This is a genomic window from Rhodococcus sp. IEGM 1241 (genome assembly GCF_033142365.1).
Lineage (GTDB): Bacteria > Actinomycetota > Actinomycetes > Mycobacteriales > Mycobacteriaceae > Rhodococcus_F > Rhodococcus_F erythropolis.
Genome location: NZ_JAWLSE010000001.1, coordinates 1,030,169 through 1,048,750, shown reverse-complemented (window position 1 = coordinate 1,048,750; position 18,582 = coordinate 1,030,169). Strand labels below are relative to the sequence as shown.

The 18,582-nt window shown below is 61.7% G+C and carries 16 protein-coding genes; 8 read left to right on the top strand and 8 right to left on the bottom strand.

Features of this window, described 5'->3' with window-relative positions; translation table 11 throughout:
* From R4P70_RS05030 to R4P70_RS05000, 7 genes are all read left to right on the top strand, one after another.
* A complete protein-coding gene (locus R4P70_RS05030; protein WP_020909058.1) occupies positions 1-1,881 on the top strand; it encodes a dipeptide/oligopeptide/nickel ABC transporter permease/ATP-binding protein in 1,881 nt (626 codons plus the stop codon).
* A complete protein-coding gene (locus tag R4P70_RS05025; protein WP_003940215.1) occupies positions 1,878-2,669 on the top strand; it encodes an ABC transporter ATP-binding protein in 792 nt (263 codons plus the stop codon). The genes R4P70_RS05030 and R4P70_RS05025 overlap by 4 nt, the downstream gene beginning before the upstream one ends.
* Positions 2,666-6,025, top strand: a complete 3,360-nt coding sequence (locus R4P70_RS05020) for a serine hydrolase (RefSeq protein ID WP_317830476.1) — start codon at positions 2,666-2,668, stop codon at positions 6,023-6,025. Before R4P70_RS05025 ends, R4P70_RS05020 begins: the two co-directional genes overlap by 4 nt.
* Positions 6,022-7,185, top strand: a complete 1,164-nt coding sequence (locus tag R4P70_RS05015) for a M20/M25/M40 family metallo-hydrolase (protein WP_317830475.1) — start codon at positions 6,022-6,024, stop codon at positions 7,183-7,185. Before R4P70_RS05020 ends, R4P70_RS05015 begins: the two co-directional genes overlap by 4 nt.
* On the top strand, positions 7,163-7,984 hold the full coding sequence (locus R4P70_RS05010; RefSeq protein WP_317830474.1) for a GNAT family N-acetyltransferase: 822 nt from the start codon (positions 7,163-7,165) through the stop codon (positions 7,982-7,984). Before R4P70_RS05015 ends, R4P70_RS05010 begins: the two co-directional genes overlap by 23 nt.
* Complete coding sequence (menC, locus tag R4P70_RS05005; protein WP_095968553.1) at positions 7,974-9,107, top strand: o-succinylbenzoate synthase; 1,134 nt, start codon at positions 7,974-7,976, stop codon at positions 9,105-9,107. The genes R4P70_RS05010 and menC overlap by 11 nt, the downstream gene beginning before the upstream one ends.
* Positions 9,108-9,227: 120 nt before the next feature.
* The gene (locus tag R4P70_RS05000) at positions 9,228-9,908 is read left to right on the top strand and encodes a 3'-5' exonuclease (RefSeq protein ID WP_095968552.1); all 681 of its coding nucleotides are present in this window, start codon (positions 9,228-9,230) and stop codon (positions 9,906-9,908) included.
* A 23-nt stretch (positions 9,909-9,931) separates the two neighbouring features.
* On the opposite strand, the gene R4P70_RS04995 is transcribed toward R4P70_RS05000, so the two are convergent.
* Positions 9,932-11,485, bottom strand: coding sequence for a class I adenylate-forming enzyme family protein (locus R4P70_RS04995; protein WP_317830473.1), 1,554 nt, complete (start codon positions 11,483-11,485; stop codon positions 9,932-9,934).
* A 170-nt stretch (positions 11,486-11,655) separates the two neighbouring features.
* On the opposite strand from R4P70_RS04995, the gene R4P70_RS04990 reads away from it, so the two are divergent.
* Positions 11,656-12,309: a PadR family transcriptional regulator gene (locus tag R4P70_RS04990; RefSeq protein ID WP_095968550.1), complete on the top strand. Its 654-nt coding sequence runs from the start codon at positions 11,656-11,658 to the stop codon at positions 12,307-12,309.
* A 26-nt stretch (positions 12,310-12,335) separates the two neighbouring features.
* Here the strand turns inward: R4P70_RS04990 and R4P70_RS04985 are convergent, their stop codons facing one another.
* Genes R4P70_RS04985 through R4P70_RS04955 form a run of 7 tightly spaced genes read right to left on the bottom strand, consistent with a single transcriptional unit; the run spans position 12,336 to position 18,576 of the window.
* Positions 12,336-12,749: a Zn-ribbon domain-containing OB-fold protein gene (locus R4P70_RS04985; RefSeq protein WP_095968549.1), complete on the bottom strand. Its 414-nt coding sequence runs from the start codon at positions 12,747-12,749 to the stop codon at positions 12,336-12,338.
* 2 nt (positions 12,750-12,751) lie between these two features.
* Positions 12,752-13,954, bottom strand: a complete 1,203-nt coding sequence (locus R4P70_RS04980; RefSeq protein ID WP_317830472.1) for a thiolase family protein — start codon at positions 13,952-13,954, stop codon at positions 12,752-12,754.
* Entirely contained in the window at positions 13,954-14,409 is a 456-nt protein-coding gene (locus R4P70_RS04975; protein WP_095968548.1) for a MaoC/PaaZ C-terminal domain-containing protein, read from the bottom strand. Before R4P70_RS04975 ends, R4P70_RS04980 begins: the two co-directional genes overlap by 1 nt.
* An 18-nt stretch (positions 14,410-14,427) precedes the next feature.
* Positions 14,428-14,952 carry a MaoC family dehydratase N-terminal domain-containing protein gene (locus tag R4P70_RS04970; RefSeq protein WP_095968547.1) on the bottom strand — a complete coding sequence of 175 codons (525 nt, stop codon included), beginning with the start codon at positions 14,950-14,952 and terminating at the stop codon, positions 14,428-14,430.
* Between the two features lie 12 nt (positions 14,953-14,964).
* A complete protein-coding gene (locus tag R4P70_RS04965; RefSeq protein ID WP_317830471.1) occupies positions 14,965-16,236 on the bottom strand; it encodes a CoA transferase in 1,272 nt (423 codons plus the stop codon).
* Complete coding sequence (locus R4P70_RS04960; protein WP_317830470.1) at positions 16,233-17,444, bottom strand: CoA transferase; 1,212 nt, start codon at positions 17,442-17,444, stop codon at positions 16,233-16,235. Before R4P70_RS04960 ends, R4P70_RS04965 begins: the two co-directional genes overlap by 4 nt.
* A complete protein-coding gene (locus tag R4P70_RS04955) occupies positions 17,437-18,576 on the bottom strand; it encodes an acyl-CoA dehydrogenase family protein (protein ID WP_317830469.1) in 1,140 nt (379 codons plus the stop codon). The genes R4P70_RS04960 and R4P70_RS04955 overlap by 8 nt, the downstream gene beginning before the upstream one ends.
* Between the last annotated feature and the right edge of the window lie 6 nt (positions 18,577-18,582).

The window sequence follows — 18,582 nt, the reverse complement described above, 5'->3', positions numbered from 1 at the left end:
TTGAGCACCTCACCTACGGCCCCCACTGCGGCCCCCAAGACGCCCCCGCGACGACACTGGATCGTCGGAACGTTCCGCACCCCATTGGGAATCCTGGCCCTCACCTTCCTGACCGCTCTGATCGCCCTCGTCATCTTCGGACCGATGATCTGGGGTGACGCCGCTGTCGCAGCCAACCCGAAGGCACTGTCTCAGGGACCGAGTTCCGAGCACATCTTCGGCACCGACGCCGGCGGGCGTGACGTCTTCGCCCGCACGATGACCGCCGCGAGACTGTCGGTGCTCATGGCTCTCGGAGCCGTCGCACTCGGTGTCACAATTGGCCTGATACTCGGTACGCTCCCGACGCTCGCACCCCGCTGGGTCGGACGAATGGTCGTGGCATTCCTCAACTTCGCCATCGCATTCCCCGGACTGCTCCTCGCCATCTTCCTGTTGGTCGTTCTCGGACAGGGTGCGGGCAGCGCGGTGATCGCCATCGGTCTCGCCCTGGCCTCGCCGTTCGCGAGGTTGACGTACGCACTGGCTTCGTCGGTCAACGGACGCGACTTCATCGACGCAGCACGCATCCTCGGGGTCACCAAGCCCGGGCTGCTGTTCCGCCACATTCTCCCCAATATCCGTGAACCACTCATCGTCAATGCCAGCATCGCTGTCGGCAGCGGCCTGGTGGTCTTCGCCGGACTCTCGTTCCTCGGCTTGGGCATTCAGCCGCCTGCATTCGACTGGGGCCGGATGCTCAACGAAGGTCTGTCGAAGATCTTCGTCAACCCGGCCACCGCACTTGCCCCCGGCATCGCCGTCGTGCTCGCCGGCTTGACCTTCACGCTGCTCGGCGAGGCCATTGCTCGCGGCGCGGGAGTTCGCAGCCCGATCAGCAGTCGCCTGCCGAAGTGGAAGCCGATCAACCGGAAAACTGCCCAGGCCGATTCGGCGCCCAGCGACGAGGACGCAGTTCTCACCGTCCGCAACATGTCCGTCGCAGTCCCCGCGGGTGACGACTGGCGTCGCCCCGTCGACAACATCAGTTTTACAGTTCATCGCGGCGAAACCGTGGGCATCGTCGGTGAATCCGGCTCCGGAAAGTCACTGAGTTGCATGGCAATCGCGCAGCTGACCGACCACCCCACCGTGGTCGACGCCGGGCTCATCGAGTTCGACGGCACCGTGCTGATGAAGGACGGGAAGCGGCCGGACAACGCGGCTTCGCGCAAGGTTGCCCGCCAACTCGGCACACGTATGGCGATGGTGTTCCAGGATCCGATGTCGTCCATGAATCCGTCTCTCAAGGTCGGATACCAGGTCGCCGAGATCGGTTGGCTCCACGAAGGTATGAGCAAGGTCGACGCGAAGAAGGCGGCAGTCGAGCGACTGAACGCCGTCAAGATCCCCGACGCGCCCAGGCGTGCGAAGCAGTACCCCCACGAGTTCTCCGGCGGTATGCGTCAGCGCGCGATGATCGCCATGGGTCTGATGGGCAAGCCCGCTCTGATCATCGCGGACGAACCCACCACTGCGCTCGATGTGACCGTTCAGCGTGAGGTTCTCGGGCTGCTCCACGAGGTTCGCGAAGAAACCGGCGCCGCAATCCTTCTCATCTCACACGATATGGCCGTCATCACCGGCATGTGCACCCGTGTCCTGGTCATGTTTGCCGGCGAAATCGTCGAAGACATCGCAGTCGACGATCTGATTGCCGGTCGTGCAAAGCATCCGTACACCCGCGCGCTGATCGCCGCGGTCCCCACCATGAGCACCGATCGCGACAAGCCGCTTGCCACCGTCGACGAAGCCTGGCAGGTGGAGAGCCTCGACGCCGAGGAGAGCACCGCCGACATCGAGTTGGAAGAACTGTTGGCTGTTGCAGAGGAGATCCGATGAGCAGGCTCGAATTCCGTGACGTCAACGTCCACCTCGGTAGCGGTTCGAAAAAATTCCACGCCGTCAAGAACATCAATCTCGACATCCCCTCCGGATCGGTGGTCGGTCTCGTCGGTGAATCGGGTTCCGGAAAGTCGACACTGGCGCGAGCAACTGTCGGCTTGGCCGAGCCCAGTTCCGGCCAGATCCTTCTCGACGGTGTGGACGTCGCTCACGCCCGCGGCGCGACGGCTCGTCTGCGCCACCGGATCCAGATGGTCTTCCAAGATCCGTACTCGTGCCTCGACCCGCGAATGACCATCGGCCAGTCACTCGCCGAGGCGCTGCGGTCCACCGAGCGTCGTGACAAAGCTCGCCGCAGCCGCGGCGACCGCGCTGCCGAGGTGGCTCGACTCCTCACCACCGTCCAACTGCCGGTGGAGAAGGCGCACGAATACCCGTCGTCGTTGTCTGGTGGTCAGCGCCAACGCGTTGCCCTCGCGCGGGCATTGGCAGCCGCACCGGCAGTTCTGCTTGCAGACGAAATCACCTCCGCTCTGGACGTGTCCGTGCAGGGCGCGGTTCTGAATCTGTTGGTGGATCTGCAGAAGCAGCTAGGTCTGACGGTTCTATTCGTCAGTCACAACCTGGCGGTGATCCGCTATGTCTGTGACCACGTCGCAGTCATGCTCGGCGGCGAGATCGTCGAACACGGGCCGGTTCTCGACGTGATCGATTCGCCCAAGGAGCCGTACACGGCAAAGCTGTTGTCCGCGATCCCGACCTTCGGGGAGCCGATGTTCCAATGACAACGCCGACCACTCTCGACTCCCCCGCTGCCGCAGCCCGTGCCGAAGAACGTCGTTCGGCGAGAATCCAGGATTACGCGTCCGTGGTTACACCGACCAGCATCGCCGTCTCGGCGTCGGGACGCATTGCATACGTACGTACCGAAGCGAATCCGGCCGCGGATACCAACGAGCACTCGATCTGGTTGGCTTCCCCGCAACTACAGCTCACCGCGGGACCTGCCGACACCTCGCCGGCATGGCATCCCGTTTCCACGCTGTTGGTCTTCGTTCGGCCGGATTCCTCGGGCACACCGCAACTGTGGAAGGTCGACGCCACCGGCGGGCCCGCCGTTCAGATGACCACCACGGCGCAGCTCCCGCTCGGCGCTGGGGCACCAGTGTTCTCTCCCGACGGTGCTCGAATCGCCTTCAGTGCCCCGGTCGACCGCACTGCCGCCGGATCGTCACACCTCTTGGTGGCGAAACGCCTCAACTACAAGGTCGACGGATCCGGTGTCCGGGGCAGCGTTCGGGCGCACTTGTTCGAGTTCGATCTGGCCGCCGGCTCGCTTCGGCAACTGACGGACGGCGATTGGGACGCTTCGCATCCCGCGTACAGTCCCGACGGCACCGAACTTGCTTTCACCGCGGCGATGGACGGCAATGCCGATCTGACACGGGCGAGCTCCGCGTGGACCGTATCGCTGACTGATCTCGCCTCGGCTCCGCGGATGCTGGGGCACGCACGCGGCATCGCCGGACCACTTACGTGGACACCTGCCGGCGACGCCGTCGTAGCAGTCGGTTGGCATACGCCGATCATTCACAACAACGAACTTCTTGTCCTTCACCGCGACCAGCGAGTGGAAGACCGCAGTCTGACATCCGCACTCGACCGAAACGTCATGCCTGGCGGGACCGGTTATCCCGGTGGCGCACCGCGTTTCACCGCCGACGGCGACATCGTCTTCTGCATCCGCAACCACGGCTCCACCGAACTGCACAAGATCGATTTCGGATCAGGCTCCGTCTCACCACTTCTCACCGGAGAACAGACAGTGGTCTCCGGTCTTGCCCTGACATCCGGGAAGGCCGTCGTCGCGCTGGCAACGGCGACGTCCTTCGGTGAGGTCGCCGTCATCGATCTCGAGACTCGCGCAGTCGAAACCGTCACCGAATTGAACACGGAACTGACAACTTCCGTCGCGTTTCCAGTCGCCTCCGAGCGTTGGTTCGGCATCAGCGACGGCACCCGTGTTCAGGGTTGGATCTTGCGCGACCCGAACGTCACGGGCGCCGGTCCGCTGGTTCTGGACGTCCACGGCGGACCACACAATGCCTGGACCGGTACACCCACCCCGATGCACGCGTACCACGCGGAACTGGTCGCGCTCGGATACACGGTCTTGATGATCAATCCGCGGGGAAGCGACGGCTACGGCAACGAGTTCTTCGACGGTGTGCGTGACGGTTGGGGTGAGGCGGATCGCGCCGACCTGCTCGAACCAGTCGAAACCCTTGTCGCCGAAGGGATGGCCGATCCGAAGCAACTGGTGCTCACGGGCTACAGCTACGGCGGATTCATGACGTGCGCCCTGACGTCCGTCACCGATCGGTTTGCCGTCGCAGTCGCTGGCGGCCTTGTCTGCGACATCGCGAACATGGCGGGCCCCTCGGACGAGGGCATCTTGCTGCAGACGGTCGAATTCGACCCGCAGTCATCTCGGGTACAGGAACTTTCGCCGCTGGGGCGAGTCTCCCAGGTGACGACACCGACGCTGATACTTCACGGCGGTAGCGACGTCCGCTGCCCGGTCAACCAGGCAGAACAGTGGTTCGGTGGACTGCGTTTGGCCGGCACCCCGACCGAACTGGTGGTCTTCCCGGGCGCGTCGCATGCCTTTGTGCTGACGGGTCGACCCTCCCACCGTCTGGATTACAGCACCCGTCTCGTCGACTGGATCGAACGTCATCTCTCGCCTACGCCGGCACTGACCACGGTCGATCCCGACTACTGGCAGTACCGACTCGACACCCTGAGCGCGAAGTACGGGGTACCCGGTGCTTCGCTCGGAATTCTGACCACTACCCGCAGCGGTTTCGACCGCACCGTGGTGACGTCCGGTGTCGTCAGTACCCGCACCGGTGTCGCGGCCACTCCCGACACGTTGTTCCAGATGGGTTCGATCAGCAAGGTCTGGACGGCCACCCTGATCATGCAACTCGTCGAAGAAGGATTACTGGACCTCGACTCGCCTGTCCGGAACATTCTGCCGGGCTTCGCAGTTGCCGACGCGGTAGCCACTGAAACGGTCACCACTCGCCACCTGTTGACTCACACCAGTGGCATCGACGGTGACGTCTTCATCGACGGCGGACGCGGCGACGACTGCGTCGAGCGATACGTCGCAGCCCTGGCATCGACGGTGCAGCTCTTCGCACCCGGTACCGATTGGTCGTACTGCAACACCGGCTTCGTCATCGCCGGACGAATCATCGAGGTTCTCCGAGGCAAGAGTTGGGACGCGGTTCTGCGTGAGCGGATCATCGAGCCGCTCGGCCTGACCAAGACCACGACCTTGCCCGAGGAGACGGCACTGCACCGCGCTGCGGTCGGGCATGTCGGCGGTGCCGACAATCTCGCGCAGACACCACAATTCCTCATCCCTCGCTCGATGGGCCCCGCCGGTCTCATCAACAGCACCGCCGAGGACCTTCTTCTGTTCGCGCAGGATTCGATGCGCGAGGATCCGATTCTGCTTCAGCGGTCCACCCATCTGGCGATGCTCGAGGAGCGCCGCCAGATCGGAGACGTGTCGTCTGCAGACATCATGGGAACCACGTGGCTGCTGCACAATTGGGACGGGGTGCTGGCGCATGGTCACAACGGTGGAACCCTCGGACAGCAGTCCTTCTTGCGGGTGGTCCCGTCCTGCGGCATTGCGGTAGTCCTGATGGCCAACGGCGGTGCGATGGACGCTCTCTCGGGCGACCTTCTCACCGAAGTGATCGGTTCCATCGGCGGCGTCGCCGTGACACCGGCATTTTCGCCTGGAGACCCCGCCGCCCGCACCACGTCCTCACCTGAGGAACTCGATGCGCTGTGCGGTCTGTACCGCGATGCTGCTGCCGATTTCGTCCTGGAAAGGACCGGGAGTTCCCTGACCGCCCGCCGCACCGATCACATCGACCCTTCGGTCAACGCCGAAAGCGCAGAGTCCGTCTCTCTCAGCCTGATCGAAGTTCACCCTGGAGTATTCGCGACCCAACTACCTCAATCAGCGGGTTGGATCCGGATCACTTTCTCCGACACCGGGAGTACACAATTGCTACACGTCGGAAGCCGCGCGTATCCGCGAGTGAACAACCGATGACCATTCTCCGCGATCTGGCCGAGCGCCAACTTCCTCAGATCCTCGAGGACGTCATCGCGCTCATCGAAGTCGAGTCGCCGTCGCACGATCTCGAAGCTGTTGCCCGCAGCGCGAAGTGGACGTCAGACCTTGTCCACGAACGACTCGGAGTGACACCCGGGTCCATAGTGACGGAAGGCCGAACCCACCTGGTGACCCGCTTCGGTGATTCCCCGACGCGGTTGATGCTCCTCGGTCATCACGACACCGTGTGGCCGATCGGCACCCTGACGCGTCTACCCGCAGCGGTGACCGACGGAGCCCTTCGGGGTCCGGGTGGACTCGACATGAAACTTGGTGTCGTTCAGGCAATTCACGCCCTGTCGATCGTCCGGGAGTTGCACGGCGACGATGCACTCGATGGAATCACACTCCTGGTCACCGGTGACGAAGAAATCGGTTCACCCACATCGCGAACCCTCATCGAGGAACTTGCCGCAGGCGCGGTGCTCGTCCTCGAAGCCGGCGGCGACGGTGGCGAACTCAAGACCGTCCGCAAGGGAGTGTCGCTGTATCGGATCCATGTTGCCGGTCGCGCAGCGCACGCCGGGTTGGAACCGGAAAAGGGCATCAACTCCGCAGTCGAACTGGCTCGCCTCGTGATCGCGATCAACGACTTGTCCTCGCCGGCGCAGGCAACCACTGTCACCCCGACCGTCATTTCAGCCGGAACCACAACCAACACCGTTCCGGCAGAAGCCTTTGTCGACGTGGACGTACGCGCAACCAGCGCTGCCGAGCAGGAGCGCGTCGATTCGAACATCCGAGCCCTGCAGGCAATCCACCCCGAAGCCGTAGTCACGGTCTCGGGTGGCGTCAACCGTCCACCTCTCGAAGCGACGATGTCCGCACCGTTGCTGGCGTTGGCGGAACGCGTTGCGCTCGAGCATGATCTGACTCCTCCCGTCGGACTCGCCGTCGGCGGAGCCTCGGACGGAAACTTCACTGCCGGCATCGGCATCCCCACCCTCGACGGCCTCGGTGGCGTCGGCGGCGGTGCACACGCCGAGACCGAGCATGCGCTCGTGTCCGCTATCGCCCCGAGAACGGCGTTGGTTGCGGGCCTTATTCGTTCGATCACGTCTGAAGGGGGCCCTCGTGTCGAAAAGCAAAGCGGTTGAGTTTCGAGAACTGGTCGACACCCGCGAAATAGCTGATCTGTCTGCCGTTTTCGACGAGATCTGGGCTACAAGTCCCGGACCGGCTCATTTCGGAACGGCGATGTTGGTTGCGCTTCACCACGGTGGTCATTACGTGGTGGGAGCCTTCTCTGAAGGCGAAATGATCGGAGGTTGCGTCGGATTCTTCGTCGAGCCTCTCGGCGAGGTCCTGCACTCACACATCGCCGGAGTTCTACCCGGGCATGCAGGCAAGGGAATCGGCCGCGCTCTCAAGCATCATCAGCGTGACTGGTGCATCGAGCGCGGCGTCAGGACGATCCGGTGGACCTTCGATCCACTCGTCGCACGAAATGCCTACTTCAACATCCAGCGTCTCGGTGCCGAACCCGCCGAATACAACCCGGATTTCTACGGATCGATGGCAGATGGCATCAACGCCGGCGACGCCAGCGACCGCATGCTGGTCAGCTGGGATCTCGACGCCGACGGAGCTCCGAGTTCTTCTGTGGCCGTTGATGATACATTCAAAGTGCTCCAACCCACCGAAGACGGGACGCCTCGGATGCTCCCGATCCCACCCAACTGCGTCGACATCGCGGTCGGAATACCCAGAGACATAGAGCATCTGAGAACCGTCGACCGCGCTTCTGCCTTCGCCTGGCGACACGCGCTTCGCGAGTACCTCGAACCACTGATCGCCTCGAAGGAATGGCAATCGACCGGCTTCGACCCCAGCGGCTATTACATGTTCACGAAAATCTGCGAGACAACCGGAGAAGAGCAAGTCCATGCACATTGAGTCCGTCGAATTGCGCGAACTGCGCATCCCTCTCGTCTCCCCCTTCACCACGTCGTTCAGCACACAACTCGAGCGCAACACCCTCGTCCTGAAGGTGAGTGGCACCACCGACGGCCCCAATGGCCCGGTGGAGACTGTCGGCTGGGGCGAGTGCGGCTCGCTGAGCGATCCGTACTACAACTCGGAGTACACCGCCGGTGCGCGCGCGATGCTTCGCGAGTATCTCGTTCCGACGCTGCGTAAGTCGCAGTCGGATCAGCCGCTCACCGCCGAGACCGTCGGCAGCGTGCTTCACCACATCGTGGGTCACCAGATGTCCAAGTCGGCCATCGAAATGGCAATCCTCGACGCCGAATTGCGCGCTCGTGGACAATCTTTCGCTCGATACCTCGGTGCAACGCGCACACGAGTTCCCTCGGGAGTATCCGTCGGCATCCAGGACAGCATTCCGCAGTTGCTCGAGACCGTCGGCAACTATCTGTCGCAGGGATACGTGCGAATCAAACTGAAGATCAAGCCGGGCTGGGACATCGCTCCCGTGGCGGCGGTGCGCAAGGAGTTCGGCTACGACGTGCCCCTACAGGTCGATGCGAACGCCGCGTACACCCTCGTCGACGCACAGTTGCTGCGTCGCCTGGACGAATTTGCACTGCTCCTCATCGAACAGCCGCTGGCCGAAGACGATTTGGTGCAGCACGCCAAGCTCGCCCAGTCTCTCTCGACTCCGATCTGCCTCGACGAGTCGGTCGAGTCGGCCAAGGATGCAGCGGATGCCATCACGCTCGGTGCCGCTTCGGTCATCAACATCAAGCCGAGCCGTGTCGGTGGATACCTGGAAGCCAAGCGGATCCATGATCTCGCCTCGGCGCACGGAATCGCGGTGTGGTGCGGCGGGATGCTCGAGACCGGAATCGGACGCGCCGCCAACGCCGCACTCGCAGCACTGGACGGCTTCACACTGCCCGGTGACATCTCGGCGTCCGATCGCTTCTACAAGGAAGACATCACCGAACCGTTTGTCATCGAGGACGGCCACATCTCCGTGCCGCAGGGACCGGGCTTCGGTGTGACTCCGCGTGAAGACGTCATGGAGCGCTTCACCGTCGGAACCGAGATTCTGTAGGTTCCCGGCGTCAGCTGCAGTCACCTCCACCTCACCCGGTGGAGGTGACTGTTCGTCGTTTGTGTCGGTAGCTCGGTGCATAGTGATTCGGACATGACGTACTGCACCGAAAGGCCCCCGATGAGTAGCTGGTCCGATCGCCCGATCTGCGCGTTCGACCTCGAAACCACGGGACGGAATCCGTCGACCGCCCGCATCGTCAGTGCCTGCGTCGCGGTGATCGACGGTGGGAAGGTCGAAACACGCACATGGCTACTCGATCCCGGCGTCGACATCCCCGCCGGTGCCTCGGCCATTCACGGCATCAGCACCGAGTACGCGGCGCAACACGGCCAGAACTACTCCGAGGGCTACGAAGAGATTCGCGAGGCTCTGCACAATTCCTGGGCGCGCGATCACGCCGTCGTAGCGTTCAACGCCTCCTACGATCTGACGGTCATGCATGCCGAGGGTCTGCGCATCGGTAAGCCCGCCTTCGTTCCGGGGTTGGTCATCGATCCGTACGTGATCGATCGCGCGATGGACACGTTCCGCAAGGGCAAACGAACGCTCGCAGCCGTGTGCGAGCACTACGGGATTTCCCTCGAGTCCGCCCACGAAGCCGAGGCCGATGCCAAAGCAGCGGCGGCGTTGGCCCGCGAGCTCGCCGTACAGTTCCCCGACATCCTGGGGCTCGATCTCATGGTCGATCAGGCCGATTGGCATGCCGAGCGGCAACGCGATTTCGCCGAGTACCTACTCAGCCAAGGGAGGGACGTGGCAGATGTGAACGGCCAGTGGCCGATTCGCATCATCGCCTGAGTATTTTGCCCTTGGTGGGTGCATCACAGTCGATCCGAATACTTCTCACGGAGCATCTCACGCGACGGCTTTCCCGCGTGTGTGGTCGGAATCATCTCGAGTTCGACAAAGGCCTTCGGCACTTTGTAGGCGCTCAGACGCTTCCGGCAAAAGGCTGTCAGTTCGTCGACATCCACGCTCCGACCCGCAACGGGAATTATGCAGGCGATCAGGCGTTGGCCCTGCCTGTCGTCCACCACCCCGATCACAATTGCCTCACAAACCAACTCGTGTTCCAGGAGGGCGAGCTCGACTTCCTGTGGGTAGACGTTGAATCCGCTCACAATCACGGTGTCTTTGGCGCGCGAGACGATGTATAAGTGCCCCTCGTCATCTGTCCAACCGATGTCACCAGTTCGAAGCCATCCGTCCGCTACGTCCCCCTCTGTGGGTGACATCATCTCGCGGCCTTCCTGATGCTCTAGACGGGTATCCGGGTCTTCCAGATAGCCAGTGAAAACGTTGTAACCCGAGCAGATGACGTGTCCATCGACGTCGGAAGGGACGGAGTACCCGTATTCATCGACAATTCGGACCTCGAGACCCTCGATCGGAGTCAGCATCGCGAGAGAGCCCGACCGACCTTCGGTAACGCTACCTATGGCCACAGTGCCGCACGCCTCGGTCAGCCCATAGCCGACAAACATACTCACTATCCCCAACTCCTGACAGGCCTTGCGCATACGTCCAAGCGGCACGTCGGAGCCGCCACTGACGGCCATTCGGCAGACCAGACCGACGTCTTCGCGTCCACTGGCAATGAGATCGAACAACACGGTCGGCGGGCCCATGATCACGGTGACCCGGTCCCGGATCACAAGATCGGCAAGATCGCCGCGGTCGTAAGACTCGACCAGCCGCACGGAGGCCCCCGCTGTTATCGCAGTAAGCAGGACACCATTGAATCCGAACGAGTGCGCGAGCGGAACAACTCCAAGAATGCGATCCATAGCTGTCATACCGAGTCTGGCGGCGACAGAGGAGTACAACCGCGTCAGTTGCCTGTGCGTCATCGGAACCTGTTTGGACATACCCGTGGAACCCGAGGTGGACAAGATCAGCGCAGTATCGCCCGCGTCCGGTAGTCCGTGGTCACGGCATGCGGTGTAATGCCGCGCTGCCTCCACAATTTCGGAAATCGTCGGCCCATCAGAATTCCGATCGCAGGTGAATTCGGTGATGATCATCTTCGGACGAGTAACCCTGACGATCCGCGCGTACTCGGATTCACTGACGCCGTACCCGATCGGCACGACAATCGCACCTGCACAGAGAATCCCGACAGCAGTGCACACCCAAGCGATGCTGTTGCGACCACTGATGGCTACACGGTCGCCTCGCTCCACGCCGAGGTCTCTCAGGACGTCAGACACGCACAGGGCACTTTCTGCCAGTTCGCCGTATGAGATGGCTTGCGTACCGTCGAGAATCGCGGTTCGATCTCCTTGCGTATGTGCCTGAGTCAGCACCAGCTCGACGAGTGTTCCTTCAGCACGGTCACGGCGCATGCCGGGATTAAAGCATTCCGTATAACTCACCTTCAGCCGCCCTCTCATTGAGTGGATATCCAGGCTGACCGACTGAACGCCTCGGTATGGACGCAGGCGGAGCCTCGACACCTCGCCCCTTTCGTAGACTGGCCTCGCCGACCTTTCGACATATTCCAAACCGAACTAGTTTTCGATGGGGTCACAGGTAACCTTCGGTCATGGCAAAGGAAGAAGCGCGCCCAGGATTGCCCTCGTTGCGTCCCACAAGTTGGGCGGTTCTCGGGCTGCTCTCCTTCGGATCTGAACTCTCGGGATACGACCTCAAGAAGTGGGCCGATTGGAGCCTGCGATTCTTCTACTGGGCACCATCCTTCAGTCAGATCTACAGCGAACTCCGAAATCTCGAATCTCATGGCTTCGCGACCTCGCGAGTTGTCACGACCAATGACGTCAAAGGAAAGCGCCTTTACAAAATTACTGAAGCCGGGACTGCCGCGGTAGCTCAGTGGGCTAACGAGTCACCGGTAGAAGCGGTTGTACTCAAGCACGGCGTAATGCTCAGAATGTGGCTCGGCCACCTCGGGGACCCGGACAAACTGCAGGCGGTTCTCACCGAGCATCGTGATCTGTCTGAGAAAATGCGCGTCCGCGCCGTGGCCGACGCCGAGGGCGCTTCTGAGGAACCTGGGTGGGCATATCCGGAACTGGTCCTTCGGTGGTCGGAAATGTACTACGAGTCCGAACGCGACCGCGCTGATTGGATGCTCGAGAATCTCGCCCGTCTGGCAACTGACAAGACCTCGCGTGGCCGTACCAAACGAAAGAAGCCTGTACCGCGTTCGCCTGACTCACTTCGCAAACACGAAGGCTGATGCTCGGATCGCACTGACTCACCGGTTCAGCGCGATTCCGGCCGGTATCTCAGCATAGTAATGTCACGATCCGGATCGTCGCAGAACACAGGTTCCACGCGCATACCGACGGTAATTTCCAGATTGCCGACATCGACCAGTTCGGTACTGAACCGCGGGCCTTCGTCCCACTGCACCACCGCCAACATCTGCGGCAACGCATCCGACCACGGCGGTGCTGTGGGACGGTCAGCCACCGTATAGGTGTAGAGAGTGCCCAATCCACTGATCTCACGCCACTCGAGGTCGTCGGCCAACGTGCGCGGAGCCAGCAATCGCGGATAGAAGACAAATTCGTCCGATGACGGCGAGTACTGAATCTTTATCTTGCTTTCTCGCAAAGCATTCCAGAACGGTGCGGACACCGGAGTAGGTTCCGGAAACGGCTTTTCGTTCGACATCCCTAATCTCCCTGGAGTATCAGTGCGACTTGCTCACTCATGATGCCGCCGTTCCCGGTCACGAAAGCGGTATTGCAGTCGGCAACCTGCGCCGCCCCGGATCGGCCCATCACCTGACGTACGCCATCGCATACGTGGTGCATCCCGCCCGCCATTCCTGCTTGCCCGTAGGATAATTGGCCGCCGGCGGTATTCAACGGGAAGTCCCCTCGGAAGGTCAGGTCTCTCGACGACACGAACTCCATACCCTTCCCCTTCTCACAGAAACCCGCGTCTTCGAGGCTCATCACCACCGTGATCGTGTAGCAGTCGTAGATCGACGCGACATCGATTGCCGAGCGTGAGATACCCGCCATGTCGAATGCCGTGTCCGCAGCCTTCGCAATCGGGGTGCGCACCATGTCTTCTGCATAGGTCGGTGTCTTGAACGACAGGTGTTCGCCAAACCCCTTGACCCAGACCGGCCTGTTGCGACCGCGACGCGCGATGTCAGCGTTCGCCACGACAATGCCTGCTCCACCTTGCACCCGCATCACAACCTCGAGCATCCGAATGGGATCGGCGATCATCGGACTCGCCAGAACGTCGTCGATCGTGATCGGCTTTCCATGGAACATCGCACCGGGAGTACTGCAAGCGTTGGTTCGCTGGTCCACCGCGATCTTGGCGGTGGCACGGTCGTCGTACCCGAATTCCGACGCATACCGCCGAGCGATCTGGGCGTACGGCGCGTTCTGGCCGAGATTACCGTACGGAATCTCGAATTCGGCTTGAGGAGAACCGAACTTGCCACTCGAGGCACCGAGATACCCTGGATCCACAGCGGGCTGAATCTGCGACTTCGGTGTCATGAATGACCCAGGAACAATGACCAGTACCGCGTCGCAGATACCGAGTTCGACGGCTGCGGCAGCTCGCCACACCATCCCTGCCGCCGTTGCGCCGCCGAGGTCGACTCGCTCACCGAAGTTCAAGGGAATCCCGAGATACTCGGACAGCGTGGCCGGGGCAAACATATCGGATTCAGCAATACCATGCGTGACAAGACCATTGATCTGCGACGCCTTCAGACCCGCATCCTCGATTGCCAGCTTCGAGAGCATTGCCCACTGCTCGATGGTGAACAACTCAGGACGGGTCTGCTTGCGCTGGGCGGGCAATTCACAGAACCCGACGATGGCGGCCTCACCGCGCAGTCCCGCCATCAGGACGCTCCGGCGGAGACAGCACTGTCACGGCGTGGCAGCAGCACGGTGGCCGTTCCCGGCATCAGCACCTCGCCACCCCGCACTCCGGCAAGGTCCAAATCGACCAGCGCTCTACCGTTCTCGTCGCGTTTACCGGTCACTGTCCCGGTGAATTCCAACGGCTCGCCGGGAAAGGCCACAGCCCGGTTCGAGGCCGAGAAGTTCACCAACGATCCCCCGCCACCGATCCAGTCGGTGACAACGCGCGCCAGAAGCGCCACCTGAAGCGGACCCTGTACAACGACGTCCTGATAGCCCTCGACGTCGACAGCCCAACTCCGGTCGTAGTGAATGCGGTGCCCGTTGTACGTCGCTGCGCTGAAGAGGAACATCTGCAGTGCAGTGACACTAACAGCCAACACCGGAATCGTGTCGCCGGTGTTGATATCATCGAAATATACTTGTGTTGACATAACTTTCAACTCCTCGCGCTACGGTCGGGCGATCATCGAGGTGGCCGCTTCGGCAACAACCTCGTCGTTCTGATTGGTATACGTGGTCTTCCACGTCACCAGGACGAATCGGCCGGACCGACCGCGCTTCTCGACCACCGAATCCACAACGCGCACACTGGTGATCACATCTCCGTCGTAGGCCGACCGAAGAAAGGTGGTGTTCTCGCCACCTGCCATTCGCTTGGGGCACAACGGGAAAACAAGATTCCCGGAGGCAGCACCGGATGAGCCGTCGACCCGAAGTTCCGGTATCGGCGTCACCCCGAGAATCGCGTACTGCAAATACAGCGGCGGAGCGACAATATCGCGATAGCCGTGCTCACGGGCATAGTTGCTGTCGAAGTACAGCGGGTTGGTTTCGCCGACGGACACAGCCCACCGTTGCCAGTCCCGCGCGACCACAGCTCCGCTCGCCTGGGAGACCACCTCCCCGACACGCTCGGCAACATTGTCGGGGATCAGAGATTCCGAATCCGGAATCACGGCTACGTTTTCAGTCATGTTCTTTCTCTCTCACGCTATTTGATGGTCGGTGACCAGTCCGGAATTCTCGAGTTCTGCATACTTCTCATCGGAATAGCCGAGGATCTTCTTGTAGACGTACTCGTTGTCTTCACCGAACCCTGGGAGTACCCGTCCGAATGCCAGATCGAATCCCTCTACCCGCCAGGGATGTCCTGGATACCGATAGGTTCCCACCGACGGATGTGACCGCTCCTGGAACCAGTCACGCTCGCGCAGATGACGGTCTTCGAGCAATCCGGTTTCGCTCATCACTTCACCTGCGGGAACGGCACACTCCTGCAACACCGAAACAACCTCGGAAGCCGACATCGAACGGGCCCACTTCGCAATTCGATCCCTGATCGACGCGGAGTTTGTCCGTCTGGCGACTGTATCGGCGCCCATTTCGACAAGTTCGTCCCCGCCGATTACCGAGGCCAATGCCGTCCACTCGCGATCGCTGCGAACGGATATCGCCACCCACCGATCCTCATCCGCACTGAGGTAAACATCCTGCAGCACATGGGGATCGGAGTTGCCGAGGATCTCCGGAACTCTCCCGTTCACCTGCGCGTCGAGCACGAACTCCCCGATCTCCGCCATAACGTTCTCCGCCTGCGCAAACTCGACAAGTCCCCCAACGCCGGTGTGCTCGCGGTCCGACAGCGCGGCCATCACCGCAAAGACCAAACCTGCCGGAGCTGCCTCGTCCATGTGGTAGTTCTCGCCGGCCGAGTCGGCTTCCTCACCCTCGTAACCGTCCATCGCGGCAATCCCCACCAGCGAGTTGAAATTGGGGCCGTAACCGAGATAGTCACTCATCGGTCCGGCCATTCCGAGGGGTGGCATGCGAGCGACGATCAATCGAGGGTTGAGTTCGAGCAAACGCTCGTGCCCAAGCCCCAACTTCTCGAGAGTTCCGTTGGAATTGTTCTCCACCAGAACATCACTGACTTTGATCAGTTCGATCACAGCTGCGTGTCCCTCAGCGGTATCGAGATTCATGCACGCCGACAGTTTGTTCCGGGAATGCCAGTTGAAGAGAGCTGTGCGGTCGTACGGTCGCTCGCCGGGATCCTTCTCCGGATAGGTGCCGCCGTGATACCCGGTCTGCGCGATCGATTCCTTCGTTGTCTTTGCCGAAACTTGTCGGCTGACACGGTTGTTCCCCTCCACGCGTATCACTTCTGCGCCCAAGTCCCCCAGCATCGCTGTCGCACCGGGGCCGGACCACACAACCGTCAGGTCGACAACACGAATCCCTTCGAGCGGATAACTCATACTCGCTCCCCTGTTTGTGTCAGTGACTCACGGATCTGCGGGCCGTGCTGGTCGAGAGTTGGTGCGGTATGACGCAACTGGTACCCGTTGGCCATCCGCCACGGCGCACCCGTGTACTCCAACGTGCCCGCAACCGGATGTGTACCGCTGACAAATGCGCCTCGGCTACGAAAGTGATCGTGACTCAACAATTCCGAGACGTCGAGATACGCCGTGACGGGAATACGTGCCGCCTCGCACTGTTCCATGATGGCGACTTTGGGCCGCTGCGCGAACCACTCGGTGACATAGTCCATGAACTCGTCACGATCCCTTCCCATGATCGTCTCGCGCCCGTGGTACCGCGTATGGAACGCGTCGTCGTGCTCGCCGACTATGTCGACCAACCGATTCCAGAAAGCCTGATTGGTCACGTACAGCATCACAAATCCGTCCTTGGCCCGGAACGGTCCGGTGAACGTCGCGCCGTGCCGGTGCGGGCTTCGCACTCCGCGTGGAGCATTCATGCCGGAATACGCCGCCGAAACGAGGTACGACGCTCGCCGGTCGGCGCCGGCGAGCAGAACCTCCTGCCCGGACACGTCGATCACGGAACCTTCTCCTGTGCGCTTGGCGCTGAAGATTCCCGCCATCGTGGCTTCGCCGGCGGTACGGCCGATCGTGTAGTGCTCGAGCAGTCCCGGTTTACGCAGCGGCGCACGATCAGCCGCACCAGTTGCGTTCATCGGGCCACCGGCAGCCTGAAGGACCAGGCCGCTCGCTTCACGATCCCGGTACGGTCCGGTCTGGCCGAAAGCACTGATCCGCGTGATCACCAGCGATGGGTTGCGCGCGTGCAGCACTTCCGGTCCCAGGCCCAATTTCTCCAGCTGGCCGGGACGGAAGGACTCCACCACCGCGTCCGCCGTGTCCACGAGGTTCAGGAGAACCTCCCGATCGGAATCCGAAGTCAAGTCGAGGACAAGCGATTTCTTGTTGGTGTTCAGATGCAGGAAGAGTGCGCTTCGCTCGACGTTCGGAACGTCGCCGGGGAACGGTCCCCACGCCCGCGTCAAGCTGCCCGTCTCCGGCTTTTCGACTTTGACAACGTCCGCACCAAAATCTGCGAACATCTTTGTTGCGTATTCTCCTGCCACCCACCTCGACAAATCCACGATCCGAAGATCCTGAAGTGCCTGCCGCGGTCCGGGTTTCGCTTCGCTAGGCAAGGTTCAGCTCCTTCTGCAGCCAACCCGCCGCAATATCTGCTGTGCCGTATCGGATTTCCGTGACCTTCGCCCGCTCAGACCACAGGTGCAAATCAGTCTCGAGGACGTATCCCATACCACCGTGCAATTGATGTGCATCCAGGGTCGCGCGCTTGTAGGCCTCGTTGCACTGCATTTTTGCAATCGCGACCGCACGGGTGGCGGATTCACCGCGAGCCACCCACCACACCGCGTGCGCGGCAGCCAAGCGGGCACCTTCGAGCGCGATGTGCATGTCCGCGACAATGTGTTGTGCGGCTTGGAAACTACCGATCGGACGCCCGAACTGCTCACGCTGGGCAATGTAGTCGACGGTGCGATCCAGAACTGCGGCGCCGCCGCCTGCCATCTCCATGCATTGAAGCGCCACTGCCGCATTGGCGACCCACCGAAGATCGTCGGCGCTCAGCCCATTTCCACTGCCCCCGAGAGAAACGGCCGCGTCCGAGGCGAACACGTCGACAAGTTCGACGCGAGATAGCCTCTCTCCGGACATGTTCGACAATGGGACGGCATTCCAACCTTCGGCTGTCGGCTCGACGAAGGCGCAGATCAACCGTACCGGTTCGGCAAACACCGATGTGCGAGCGGTCACGAGAACCACGTCGGACATCGAGGCGTTCACGGCAAATGGCAGGGTTCCGTTGAGCAGCCACCCACCCGGAGCTGGTGTTGCGGTCAGAGTGGGTCGAATATCGCCGGCGTCCCCGGGATTCCAGGCGGCAACGCCGGCGCGAAGTCGACCTTCGGCCAGCGCAGGCAGATAACGCCTGCGTTGTTCCGACGTAGCCAGTCGCCCGACGGCAATACCGAATTTCAGTGTGCTGTAGACAATCGACGGGCAGAGAACCCGGCCGGCCTCCCGAAAGAACACACCGAGTTCGTACAGGCTGGCTCCACCGCCGCCGTATTCTTCATCGTTCGCCAGGCCAAGTACACCAACCTCGGCAAGCGCCGTCATCAGTTTGTCCGGGCTGCTTCCGGACATCGGTTCTGCCAGTTCTCGTACCATACTGATCGGGCATTGTTTGGCCAGGACGGCAGCCGACATTGCCTGCAGATCGAGTTGGTCTTGGTTAGCAACAAGTTTCATCGGCAA

Excerpts from the sequence above, each read along its gene's own strand:
- R4P70_RS05025 (WP_003940215.1), top strand. The coding sequence starts at position 1,878 with ATGAGCAGGCTCGAATTCCGTGACGTCAACGTCCACCTCGGTAGCGGT.
- R4P70_RS05020 (WP_317830476.1), top strand. The coding sequence starts at position 2,666 with ATGACAACGCCGACCACTCTCGACTCCCCCGCTGCCGCAGCCCGTGCC.
- R4P70_RS05015 (WP_317830475.1), top strand. The coding sequence starts at position 6,022 with ATGACCATTCTCCGCGATCTGGCCGAGCGCCAACTTCCTCAGATCCTC.
- menC (WP_095968553.1), top strand. The coding sequence starts at position 7,974 with ATGCACATTGAGTCCGTCGAATTGCGCGAACTGCGCATCCCTCTCGTC.
- R4P70_RS05000 (WP_095968552.1), top strand. The coding sequence starts at position 9,228 with ATGAGTAGCTGGTCCGATCGCCCGATCTGCGCGTTCGACCTCGAAACC.
- R4P70_RS04990 (WP_095968550.1), top strand. The coding sequence starts at position 11,656 with ATGGCAAAGGAAGAAGCGCGCCCAGGATTGCCCTCGTTGCGTCCCACA.
- R4P70_RS04985 (WP_095968549.1), bottom strand. The coding sequence starts at position 12,749 with ATGTCGAACGAAAAGCCGTTTCCGGAACCTACTCCGGTGTCCGCACCG.
- R4P70_RS04980 (WP_317830472.1), bottom strand. The coding sequence starts at position 13,954 with ATGGCGGGACTGCGCGGTGAGGCCGCCATCGTCGGGTTCTGTGAATTG.
- R4P70_RS04975 (WP_095968548.1), bottom strand. The coding sequence starts at position 14,409 with ATGTCAACACAAGTATATTTCGATGATATCAACACCGGCGACACGATT.
- R4P70_RS04970 (WP_095968547.1), bottom strand. The coding sequence starts at position 14,952 with ATGACTGAAAACGTAGCCGTGATTCCGGATTCGGAATCTCTGATCCCC.
- R4P70_RS04965 (WP_317830471.1), bottom strand. The coding sequence starts at position 16,236 with ATGAGTTATCCGCTCGAAGGGATTCGTGTTGTCGACCTGACGGTTGTG.
- R4P70_RS04955 (WP_317830469.1), bottom strand. The coding sequence starts at position 18,576 with ATGAAACTTGTTGCTAACCAAGACCAACTCGATCTGCAGGCAATGTCG.